Raw genomic sequence first — 10,355 nt, forward strand, 5'->3', positions numbered from 1 at the left:
GGCTGTTAGGTGCTGACCTTTTAAACGAGTTGTGGTAGAATTTGAATACGTCATAGTGAAAATCTCCTTATTAGTTGGTATCGGAACCCTAATAATACATGATTTTTCACTATGATGTTTTTTTATTCGCAAATTTCAAGTAGAAGTTAGCCACGTATTGAAATTCGTGTGTTATTTAATTTTTCATCTAGCTAGCCTGGGCTTGACAATGAGCTGGGGCATGGTATCTGCGATAAGCAGAATTGGGCGAAGTTCTTGCTTTCAAGTCAATTGAACAGCCCAAGAACCACCATGCCCAAGGAGGCTCGTTGTCAAGCCTAGGCGGTTTCACGAGCACCCAATTGTAACTGACGTATTTCTTCTATCAAACATTCTCTAGGTGTGGCATAGCCAAGGATTCTCCTTGGTAGTGTATTCATCCAATCTTGCACGTGACGAACAGTCGAAAGTGACACATCCATCATTCGTGTTCCTTTGGGAATGAAACGGCGAATGATTCCGTTATGATTTTCATTCGTTCCTCGTTCCCACGAAGAATAGGGATGAGTGAAGTACACATCCGTGACTTCTTTTAAAAGTTCGGTCAAACCAGAAAATTCACTGCCATTATCAGAGGTCATCGTTCGAAAGAGTAGACCGAAATGCTCTCCAGCAGCTGCTTTCAATGTAGCTAGCGCTTGATTGACCGGATTGGAGGCCTTCCCATCAATTTTGATGATTACCTCATACCGTGTCTTTCTTTCTGTTAATGTCAGTAATGCTTGGTCTGTTCCCGATTTCAAGCCGGCAACTGTATCAATTTCCCAATGACCAAATTCTTCCCGAGAGTCAACGATATCAGGGCGTTTTTCAATCAGGTCGCCAAGTAATTTTTTATTCTTACGATTTTGAGCGTGATTGGTTCTGCGTCGGACTTTCAAATGGAGGTCTATGTTTTTTGTCTCCATAAATCCTTGATCAATGTAGTTGTAAAGCGTGGTTGTGCAGGGAATATCCTCCTCTGGAAACAATTTGAGCTTTTTGGCACGGCCAACAATCACATCTGGAGAATAGTTGTTCTCCTTCATTTGTTGGTCCGCATAAGCCATAAAATTAGGTGCTTTGACCCATTTGTGTTGTTTACTTGAGTGCTTCCGTGCGTTCTCATAAGCCGCTTGACCTGCATCGGCAGAATAGACAACGTAATCATACCAGTATTCTTTGCCGTTTTGTTTCTGTTTTCGTACCTGACGAACAGTGCCATCCTTGATTTCTTTGTGGATGGTTCGACGGGCACGTCCGAGTTTTTTGGCAATACAATTTCCACTTAAAGGGTTGTCTAACGATCGAAAAGTTTCAATTTGTACACGTTCCTTATAAGTTAGGTGTTTTCCTTTAGGTGATTCTGTGGTATTCTGAGTTTGCGTCATCGTAAATTCATCCTTTATTGATTGTGTTGGAACTTCAATAATACATGAAATTTTACGATGACGTTTTTTTAATGCCTCAGGTGGCTAAGTTCATTATAAAATGCGCCATCATCAAAAAAATCAAAAAAATCAGAATATATTTTAAGAGTATTCGTATTAAAGCTAGCTATACCAAATTTAAAATTTTTCTTTCTAATTGTGGCTCCTTTAAACTCTTTATGACTGTCAATATCAAGGATATTCTTAACGTTTGATTCAAAGAGTAGATATTTTTCAAAGTACTCTTCAGTTAGATGGTGGGGTAAACCAATATTGACAGATACAAAATTATCCGATTGCTCATTATTTTCAATATTTAATTCTCCCTTAACTTTTTTGTTCTCTGTAATTTTTCTATCATGAAAAGCCTCGTCATAATAAAAATTGTAATTTTTTTTTCTCTTTACCATTGCGAATTACCTCCCAGTCTATCATCGTTATATCTTTATTATACGATGTGACTGGAAGGTAATCATATATTTAATTGTTAAATTGAAATACTCCATTACTTGTCACTAAAAAATTCCCTTCTAACTCCATATCTCGACCGAGTGCTTGATAGTCAATATAGTTTTGAAGGTTAGAAGGCACTTCACCAAGTTGTCCTGTTTCTTCGACATAATAAGCTGCGACATCTTCCATCGAATCACAATCCGAATAACAGATAATATCGTCTTTGTGTTCAATCAAGTCTTCTAAACTTGAAAACCACATGCTTTGAATTTCGCGTAATTCTTTAAAAATTTCTGTGTCCTCAATTTCTTCAATCAGAGAACACAAGCGATTGATTTCTGAAATTGGTGTGTATTCACCAATTTCAAAAGGCAACTCATAGTCATGGATGGCATATTCTTCGTATTGATCATTCAATCCAATTTTTTCTTTGACTTCTTCCATATCAATAGGTGGTTGAAACCAAGCACCGACTAATTCGCCTTCGTTGTATTTTCCTAAATTAGAAATATACACTTGCATATCCATTTGGTTTCACTCCCTTCTAAGCACCGATAATACGATTGAAAAGATTCAATAAAACATCTTTTACCCCAGATGCATTGAAGACTAAACCTACGGCAATTAAGGCAATAATCAAGAAACCAATTAATTTGGAAAATTCTCTTTTAAAACCTAAATACACACCAATCACAACAATTGCCATTAGTACCAATGATTCCGCATTGGAAAGAAACCAATTATATAAATTTTGTCCAAAGTTCATAACACATTCTCCTTTAATTAATAATAACTTCCTCTACAGGAAGGGTTTGTTGCTGTAAAATCTTTTTCTGACGATCCGATAATTCTGCATAATCAATCATATTTTGGATGACTGTCGTTTGATTGAGTTTGTCGATTTTCATTGCTAGTTTTAAGGTAGGAATGACTTGTCGTGACAACCAATTCAAGGTTCGGTCAAACGAATAGGGTTCAGGTTCTGAAGTTAATCGTAGTTTTCGCTGATTTTCGCCTAGGAAAAATGCCCAATCCGCATTAATTTTCCATTGACTACGACGTTTGTTGGAATCTTTATCCACAAACCGAATATATCGGTTAATAATGGAGAAGGTCGTTTCGCCAACGTTTCCATTGTTTAATAAATCAATCACGGCATGTAAAGCACGCTCATTTTTCAAACGAATCTCAAAACGATTTTTGACTGGATTCTCTTCTAATGGAATCCCAAGTTTGACATATTGCTCATAATCTTTTTGATAGATACAAAAATAGACTTCTGATTTTAGCGAACCAATATACAACGTATCACCCATATCAGCTTTTTCATGTTGGCGAACCAATTCGCCTGACCGATAATTCTTAAAGTTGCGGAATACTGAGATACATTCTTCGTTTTGACATTTACGAGTAAGCTCAGTAATATCTAATAAACCAACTTTATCGTTGATGGCTAAGTCTAAACGTTTATAAACACCGTTTACTGCGAAGACATCTAAGAAAAAGTCGTACCATGTTCTTTGTTGAGCTAATAAAAAGTGTTCAAATTGTCGACAGCCTTTTCCTTTCATTTCCACCAGGACTCCTTTTTCAATATCATGAGATACCATTACTGCAATATCACCAAAAATATATTGTTCTTCATACGAGTAAAAAGCATAATCCTCGTGGATCATATATTTCATTTTTAATTTCAGGATATTCTCAATTACTCCTTGTGGATTTGTGGTTGGAAATCGAATCCGAACGTAATCGAATAACATCTCTAGTGGTAATTCTGGATTAAAACGTTCGAGCATATCGTCTAATTCTGAAAGTAAATCACTGGAAGGAATTACTTTTTCTGTTTCAATTTCACTTAAATATTGTCTAGAGATACCAACTGAAGTAGCTAATTTATTTTGCGAGATACCGTAGGATTTTCGACGTTGCTTTAGTTCTAATATTTGTTGTTTGAGTTTTATCAACACAACTTCTCCTTTCTTTTTTGAGTAAATAAAAAAGATGTCAACTATTCAAAAAAAGTTGACACCTGTTAAAAGGATAGAAAGATTGTTATATCAAAGTTTCTAAGCCTTTTTTTCTTATTCTTTTTGTATTTCTACCCCCCTGTTAGAATGGGGGGGTTAATCAAGGTGGGTGTGGCTTGCCACACCCACCAGACTAGAAAAAGCCATGACTTATGCGTTGCCGTCATGGATTTTTCTGTCTGTGTTTATTTTATTGTTTGTTTTTTTTACAGTAATATAGAGTTAAAAGTTTGTGTTTCTTTTTTATACATTCGACTACGCTTATGTTTCCCCTCTTAAAGATATAAAGTATCAGTCACAGGCTCCTTCGATCCTTCACATCTTTTCTACGGGACGAATGGAAGACCTTTATAATCTAGGCCTCTTACGATTGGTAAAATACAAAATGAATATGCCAATTGGCGCAATTAAGACACTAAAGAAATAAATCAATAAGATTTTGATGAAACCCCAAATGAAGGTAACAACTATACTTGTAATCCACACATTATTTCCCATTAAAAGAGAGACAGAGGAATCATAAACAAACATAGCAAATGGATAAAGAAGAAAATTTAATCCTAAAAAGACATAAAACGAAGTAGGCGAGGTTCCTGAATTTGAAAAATAGAAAAAAGCAGTAACAACAGCACTAAAGATATACTGACGGATCAAATAAGTCGGATGTAAACTGGTAACAACGATACGGATAAAGTGAGACATGCCATTTCCTCCAATCTTGTTCATTTAACTATACCGCAGTTGATTAAAAATTTCCGCTTCCATCCATACTATTTCTTATACCCATCAATCCCTTCTGACAACAAAACACTATACAATGCTTCAATCTTTGTTCGATCAAGAGGTGAGGTGGCTTCTTCCATACCCGATTGTAAGGTAGAAAGGATCATAGTGAAGGGTACACCATCTGTAATCCCGCCTTCTTCGATAGGAACTAAGCCAGTAATGCCGTTTTTACTCACATCAAAAGCTAACATGCGAAAACGTTGCTGCAACTCTGGATCTTCACTTCTTGAAAGTTCATACAAACGATAAATACATTCATCAAATTCCATCTTCGAGTTCCTCCTTTTTTACTAACGGTTTTGGGTCACATAAGGCACCGATTGTAGCTAAAAAATCATGCCCTTTAGGAACAAGTGGTGTGTAAAATTCGCTTATAACATTAGTACCGACATCTACATAGCCACGCCCTCTAATTTGTTTCAAGAAGAAATCTTTATCGACATCTCCAAACATCATGGAATACCCAAGTTCACTCATACGTCCAAGAGCTACACGAAAGTTAAACTGGTCACGAATCCCATCTTGTAAATATTTTGCATCCGGTCTTTGACACGCTAAGATAATAAAAAATCCAGCTTGTCGACCCAACATGACGATTTGTTTTAATTTATTCATGACCACCATATTTTCTTTGGCACTCAACATCTCCATATAAGCGACATACTCATCAAAAATCAGAAAATTTGGTTCTAATCCCAGATAAGCATAGTTTTCGCCTGTTTTATAGTGAAGCATTTTCTTCATATCGATACTACGAGCCATCATGCGAGCATAAAAATCATCAATACAATCAGATATTTCTTCTTTTTTGTAATAGACATCGTTCATCACTGTTCCCAAATCTGCTAAATCGGCATTCTTTGGGTCGAGGATAAACAGTTTGGCATTGGTTTGAAGGAGAGACTCAATAATCGTAAGAATGAAATACGATTTCCCACCACCGGTCCCACCTGCAATCAACATATGAGGCAAAGAATCAAACGCCCATGATAAATTTTTCATCAATTGCATCGAACCGTCTTTTACAGAAACCTCATCAATCGTAATACGATTGGCAATCATATCATAAAGTAGGGTATATTCGACAAAAGAGTCTTTGAGTTCTTTATCGACTAGCTCACAGTATAAACCTGATTCAAATTTCTTCTCTAATCGCAACAATTGATCCTGGTATTTTCCTAGTGTGATTTCTACAGTAATCACAATCAATCCTTTGCTCATTCGATAATAGAATTTAGGAAAGTAGCTAATTTTTTCTTTCTTTTTAGTCGGTGAATCTTCAAAGAGTTGAAATTCTTCTACTTGTTTTGTTTCTAACCATCCATTTTCTAGAATCATTCGAGCTAGTTTTTGGCGATGGGTTAAACTTTTATAATAATCAAACCCATATCGATAGAATACGAAGAGGAAAACACCAACCAAAAGAAGGGAGAAGGCGAGTGAAAGACTGGCGTACGGACTGAAAAAGTGTTGTTTAAGTTCCTCTAGTTGCCAAGTTGTTCGATTAAAAAAAGCAAGGTGAAAGGGAAGGAAGGCAAGTAGCCAACAAGTTAGGGTAGAGACAAAGAAAAACTGAAAGGCCAAGTGTTTATCGCTTGGTCTAATTCGTTTTCCTTTGCTTTGTAAGAATTTCATGGTCTATCCCTATTTATTCTTTGGCTCGATCTTTGGTGTAGGTTTATTCTTTAGCACCAAATCATCCGCTTTGATATACCAATCAACATCCGCCCCACGAAAAGTGGCATTGGCTACGGTGTCTGCGACTGGATTAATTAATTCTACTTCTGCATTGTAATCAAATTCTCGTAATGGAATCGAAGCGGGAATACTTACTTGTATCATTCGTCCTTGTTCCCGTGATTTTAAATCATAGGTTCGTTCCTTAACTTCAGTTGATACACTGCCATCTTCATTGTTTAGAAAAACTTCCCGACGCAATGCAGAAAATTTTAACCGTCCAAAAGTTTTCTCTTTGTCAATAATAATACCTTGTGCTAATCTCATGTATGTTTTCCTCCTTTAAGCTTTGACCATATCGTCTGCATGTAAAATGTAATTCGTAAATCCACGTTCACCAATCTTATATCCTTCTGCGACAATGCGTGGGTTGATTAATTTGACCGATTCTTCCACTTCAAAGAATTTTTCTCCAGCCGTATGAGGTAAAATCACTTCAATATCATCTGCACGTTGCACATCTGAATATAAGTTGTAGCTACGAGAAACAGTGGATAAACGACCATTGATGCGTCGTTGTTCAACGTTTCCTTCACCGGCATATTCTAAGTGGCCAAACGTGTCTTTCATAATCGGTACTACGTATTTTAGTTCCATATTTTTTCCTCTTTTCATTCAAAGTTTTGGTGGCAATCAATAGAAAAGCGTTGATAAGCGGTGGGGAACGAGTAGTATTTTTCATTAAAACTCATCCTTTCCAAACAAAAAAGCAATTCAACTATTGGATTAGTCAAACTGCTTTAAATGGTAAAATAGGTGCCATCGGATAATTCAAATGTATCTTCTATAGAATCAGTATCCGCAGGCTTTACTTCTAAATGTGTTAATTGATTTAATCGCTTCAAGCCATCAACATGAGACTCAAAGACACCCAATTCAATCAATTCATCTAAATAAGGAAACATATCGTAGTGACTGTTTTCTTCGATTAAAAGAGCTAAACGATTGAGTGTGGGAATATCTCGATCATCGATTAATCGGAAAGGGGCTTCCCAATCTTCAATTTCATAACTTTCATCTGTTTCCAATTGTAGCTTTTCTCTTAATTCATCTAAGGAAACAGGTAGGGTGAACCAAGCAGCGATAATCAAGCCATCATATTCATAACGACTTAAATTAGTAATATATACTTGAATGGTATGATCCATGTTTAAACCTCCTTATATAAATTCCGAATGGTTTGGATTTGATTTTTGACAATCTGTAAATACTCTTCGACTTCCATTAATTGTTCGGCGATTGTTTGACGACCTCGTTCTTCTCGACCATCGATGTGTTGTAAAATTTGGAAATTATTCATTGCTGCGGTCAACTGATTGATTGAATTGGTACATAGTAATTGTTGGGCAGCATTTAAACGTTCACGTGTTCTAACCATGAGATTCTCCTTTAACATAGACCTTTGCGACATTCGACAAAATAAATTCCGCACAGGGAACCACAATGGAATTTCCTAGTGCTTTGTATCGGGCAGAGTCACTGATTAATTGATTATCAAATCCATATTTCGTCCAATTTTCAGGTAAACCCATGATTCGCTCACATTCAAGTGGAGTGAGCTTCCGAACCAAACCTTCCGTTTCTAGTCCTTCTTGCCAATAAGCAAAGGTATCAACAGTACCCGCTAAGAGAGTGGGAAAAGGGTCAGTTGGTTGTCCGAAACTGGAGATGAATCCTTTGGCATTTTTTTCTTTTGCGTACGTACGCATTCGGCGCTCTTGGAAGGGATAGAGTAATAGTTGCCGCCCTGTTTCAGTAATAAGGCTTCGATTGTCTTGGGTGGTCGGCAACCTGTTTTGGTTGCAAGTTTCAATATGCGACTGCATTCCTTTGGTGTCAAAAAGTATTTCTCTGGCACGAAAGTCTCTAAAATCTGCGGCGAGAAAGATTCTTCGACGTCGTTGGGGGACACCCCAATATTGACTATCGAGGACTCGCCAACACACATCAACATTTCTCCCTCGCACCATACCGGCGTTTGCCCATTGACGAGAGGGAGGAACTGGAACTTTGGTTTGAACGAAGGATTCCAAGACGGCCTTAAAATCCATTCGGTCATTTGATGAAAAAGCTCCCATGACGTTTTCCCAAATAGCGAGAGTTGGATACTTTCCATTGGTTGTTTCCCTCATTTCTTCAATAATTCTTATGGCTTCATAAAATAAATTGGACTTTTTGCCAGCTAATCCTTCACGATTTCCAATAGTTGAGAGGTTCTGACAAGGCGATCCAAAAGTGACAATATCAACGGGTGGAATGTCTCCACCATGTAATTTGGTTAAGTCTCCCAAATGAATCATGTTGGGAAACTGACGTTTAGTAATTCGAATCGGTGCTTTTTCTATTTCACTTGCCCATAGTGGAGTGATGCTATTTCTTTGAGAGGCGAGAGGGAACACACCGATACCGTCAAAAAGGCTTCCTAGTGTTAGATGCATTATTGTTATTAACTCCTTCTAAATAAAAAAGACACCTCATTATGAAGTGTCTAAATGGTATAGCTAGTATTTAATTCATTAAAATGGTTCTTGTTCGAGACATTTTTCATTAATCCCATCTACAGAGATAGATTAAGTGAACTGAAAAATAGTTGCTGGTAAGGACCATCCCATCTTTTAATGGTATTAATTATTTTTTCTTCATCAATTTTCAAAGTTTTTAAAATCAGTATATCCATTAAACATCTCATTTTCATATAGATTGTGTGCAATTCTTTCATATCGTTAATAGCATTGTTATATTTAGAAATATTGTCGCCATGTGTGTAATAGTTTCTTGTATCTGCTACAGTTTGGCAATATTTTTTAATGGATTTCGAGAGACTTTTGCTCGGTAATTTAAACAAACTTATTTGCAACTCTTCAGGTATAGATTGTATTAGTATTTTTAATTTCTTGTTTAGTGAGATTTCACCAATAAATGTAATTTTGGATTCAAAAAAACTAATCAATTCAGAATTTTTGCTTTGATTTAAATTTTCTAATAACATTTCTTTTGTTTGTGAATAATTCTCTGGTAAATTTGATGTAACATTATGAAAATTTCTAGAGAATACTTCCAGATTTCTTGCAGCTTGAAGAAAATCGTCAACTTCGAAAAACTTTTTAATGGAAGAATTCGAATGCCCACTTAATATTTTTTCCAAAGTTGAATACAAGGTATCAAATTCATTTAATAATCTAGGGAAAATATCTTCGATTTCGTTATAGTTTATTAAATATCTACTATTGATTGAAGCAATCCGTTGATGGAAATAAACTTGCACTTTTTGTAAGTCTTGTGTAGATGGGCTAGTTATATGCAAACAAAGTTCTTTATAATTTAAAATATTATTTAACAAGAAGGAATATAAGTGATTTATAAAACTTACATTCTTCATTGCTTGTTCATAGTGGAAAGTAGTGAAGTCCATATATTCCACTGAAAGATATTTTTTTTGAAGTACTTTAAAATCATAAAGACTATTCCTAAAATCAGTTTTAATCTCAGCAAATTCAGTTATTTTCAAATTAGATTTTTCTAAAAAATACTCCTTCTGGATCTCCTTTAGAGAGTCTTTTGAATATTGTATACTAATTAATTCGGAATCAACAGGTAGACGTAATAACTGAATAGCAGAAGAGGTATTCCAATTTTCATATTCTTCAAAGGAAATAGTAAATTTCTTTATATTTTCTAATATAGAATGATTTATCTCCGATTTTGAGATAAATAAAGTTTGAATATTATATTCCAGAATTGTTATTCCTGGAAAATTATTGGATTGGTTTACTATATGAATATTGCGAACGAATAGAGCCACCTGTGCGGAAAAATGAGCCAGTGAATGCGGACAATAGCGCCACCGAATGCGGACAAGGGAACCACATAAATAATTTAGCTAACAATAGAGACCTTCTGT

At 35.8% G+C, this 10,355-nt stretch carries 14 protein-coding genes; all 14 read right to left on the reverse strand.

Going from position 1 to position 10,355, the window contains the following annotated elements; translation table 11 throughout:
- Positions 1-317: 317 nt before the first annotated feature.
- The 14 genes from ACWODM_RS15735 to ACWODM_RS15800 all read right to left on the reverse strand — a co-directional run bounded on the left by ACWODM_RS15735 (position 318) and on the right by ACWODM_RS15800 (position 9,962).
- The gene (locus ACWODM_RS15735) at positions 318-1,409 is read right to left on the reverse strand and encodes an IS30 family transposase (RefSeq protein WP_455322276.1); all 1,092 of its coding nucleotides are present in this window, start codon (positions 1,407-1,409) and stop codon (positions 318-320) included.
- A gap of 68 nt (positions 1,410-1,477) precedes the next feature.
- Positions 1,478-1,858 (reverse strand): hypothetical protein, encoded by a 381-nt coding sequence (locus tag ACWODM_RS15740; RefSeq protein WP_455322277.1) that lies wholly within the window; start codon positions 1,856-1,858, stop codon positions 1,478-1,480.
- 70 nt (positions 1,859-1,928) lie between these two features.
- Entirely contained in the window at positions 1,929-2,429 is a 501-nt protein-coding gene (locus tag ACWODM_RS15745) for an antirestriction protein ArdA (protein ID WP_455322278.1), read from the reverse strand.
- Positions 2,430-2,445: 16 nt separating this feature from the next.
- Complete coding sequence (locus ACWODM_RS15750; RefSeq protein ID WP_455322279.1) at positions 2,446-2,667, reverse strand: hypothetical protein; 222 nt, start codon at positions 2,665-2,667, stop codon at positions 2,446-2,448.
- Positions 2,668-2,680: 13 nt separating this feature from the next.
- Positions 2,681-3,871 carry a MobT family relaxase gene (mobT, locus tag ACWODM_RS15755; RefSeq protein WP_455322280.1) on the reverse strand — a complete coding sequence of 397 codons (1,191 nt, stop codon included), beginning with the start codon at positions 3,869-3,871 and terminating at the stop codon, positions 2,681-2,683.
- A 408-nt stretch (positions 3,872-4,279) separates the two neighbouring features.
- Positions 4,280-4,633 (reverse strand): hypothetical protein, encoded by a 354-nt coding sequence (locus ACWODM_RS15760; protein WP_455322281.1) that lies wholly within the window; start codon positions 4,631-4,633, stop codon positions 4,280-4,282.
- Between the two features lie 68 nt (positions 4,634-4,701).
- On the reverse strand, positions 4,702-4,986 hold the full coding sequence (locus ACWODM_RS15765) for a hypothetical protein (RefSeq protein WP_455322282.1): 285 nt from the start codon (positions 4,984-4,986) through the stop codon (positions 4,702-4,704).
- Positions 4,976-6,352, reverse strand: a complete 1,377-nt coding sequence (locus ACWODM_RS15770; protein WP_455322283.1) for an FtsK/SpoIIIE domain-containing protein — start codon at positions 6,350-6,352, stop codon at positions 4,976-4,978. Before ACWODM_RS15770 ends, ACWODM_RS15765 begins: the two co-directional genes overlap by 11 nt.
- Positions 6,353-6,361: 9 nt before the next feature.
- Positions 6,362-6,721 (reverse strand): YdcP family protein, encoded by a 360-nt coding sequence (locus tag ACWODM_RS15775; RefSeq protein ID WP_455322284.1) that lies wholly within the window; start codon positions 6,719-6,721, stop codon positions 6,362-6,364.
- A gap of 15 nt (positions 6,722-6,736) precedes the next feature.
- Positions 6,737-7,051 carry a YdcP family protein gene (locus ACWODM_RS15780; RefSeq protein WP_455322285.1) on the reverse strand — a complete coding sequence of 105 codons (315 nt, stop codon included), beginning with the start codon at positions 7,049-7,051 and terminating at the stop codon, positions 6,737-6,739.
- Between the two features lie 143 nt (positions 7,052-7,194).
- Positions 7,195-7,602: an antirestriction protein ArdA gene (locus tag ACWODM_RS15785; RefSeq protein ID WP_455322286.1), complete on the reverse strand. Its 408-nt coding sequence runs from the start codon at positions 7,600-7,602 to the stop codon at positions 7,195-7,197.
- A 2-nt stretch (positions 7,603-7,604) separates the two neighbouring features.
- The gene (locus ACWODM_RS15790; protein ID WP_455322287.1) at positions 7,605-7,832 is read right to left on the reverse strand and encodes a hypothetical protein; all 228 of its coding nucleotides are present in this window, start codon (positions 7,830-7,832) and stop codon (positions 7,605-7,607) included.
- On the reverse strand, positions 7,825-8,892 hold the full coding sequence (locus ACWODM_RS15795; protein WP_455322288.1) for a DNA cytosine methyltransferase: 1,068 nt from the start codon (positions 8,890-8,892) through the stop codon (positions 7,825-7,827). The genes ACWODM_RS15790 and ACWODM_RS15795 overlap by 8 nt, the downstream gene beginning before the upstream one ends.
- Positions 8,893-9,011: 119 nt before the next feature.
- Positions 9,012-9,962, reverse strand: a complete 951-nt coding sequence (locus tag ACWODM_RS15800; RefSeq protein ID WP_455322289.1) for a HEPN domain-containing protein — start codon at positions 9,960-9,962, stop codon at positions 9,012-9,014.
- Between the last annotated feature and the right edge of the window lie 393 nt (positions 9,963-10,355).

Source organism: Enterococcus olivae (genome assembly GCF_053760925.1).

What these genes read in the sequence shown, in the direction of transcription:
- ACWODM_RS15735 (WP_455322276.1), bottom strand. Translation starts at nt 1,409, where the DNA reads ATGACGCAAACTCAGAATACCACAGAATCACCTAAAGGAAAACACCTA.
- ACWODM_RS15740 (WP_455322277.1), bottom strand. Translation starts at nt 1,858, where the DNA reads ATGGTAAAGAGAAAAAAAAATTACAATTTTTATTATGACGAGGCTTTT.
- ACWODM_RS15745 (WP_455322278.1), bottom strand. Translation starts at nt 2,429, where the DNA reads ATGGATATGCAAGTGTATATTTCTAATTTAGGAAAATACAACGAAGGC.
- ACWODM_RS15750 (WP_455322279.1), bottom strand. Translation starts at nt 2,667, where the DNA reads ATGAACTTTGGACAAAATTTATATAATTGGTTTCTTTCCAATGCGGAA.
- ACWODM_RS15760 (WP_455322281.1), bottom strand. Translation starts at nt 4,633, where the DNA reads ATGTCTCACTTTATCCGTATCGTTGTTACCAGTTTACATCCGACTTAT.
- ACWODM_RS15765 (WP_455322282.1), bottom strand. Translation starts at nt 4,986, where the DNA reads ATGGAATTTGATGAATGTATTTATCGTTTGTATGAACTTTCAAGAAGT.
- ACWODM_RS15770 (WP_455322283.1), bottom strand. Translation starts at nt 6,352, where the DNA reads ATGAAATTCTTACAAAGCAAAGGAAAACGAATTAGACCAAGCGATAAA.
- ACWODM_RS15775 (WP_455322284.1), bottom strand. Translation starts at nt 6,721, where the DNA reads ATGAGATTAGCACAAGGTATTATTATTGACAAAGAGAAAACTTTTGGA.
- ACWODM_RS15780 (WP_455322285.1), bottom strand. Translation starts at nt 7,051, where the DNA reads ATGGAACTAAAATACGTAGTACCGATTATGAAAGACACGTTTGGCCAC.
- ACWODM_RS15785 (WP_455322286.1), bottom strand. Translation starts at nt 7,602, where the DNA reads ATGGATCATACCATTCAAGTATATATTACTAATTTAAGTCGTTATGAA.
- ACWODM_RS15790 (WP_455322287.1), bottom strand. Translation starts at nt 7,832, where the DNA reads ATGGTTAGAACACGTGAACGTTTAAATGCTGCCCAACAATTACTATGT.
- ACWODM_RS15795 (WP_455322288.1), bottom strand. Translation starts at nt 8,892, where the DNA reads ATGCATCTAACACTAGGAAGCCTTTTTGACGGTATCGGTGTGTTCCCT.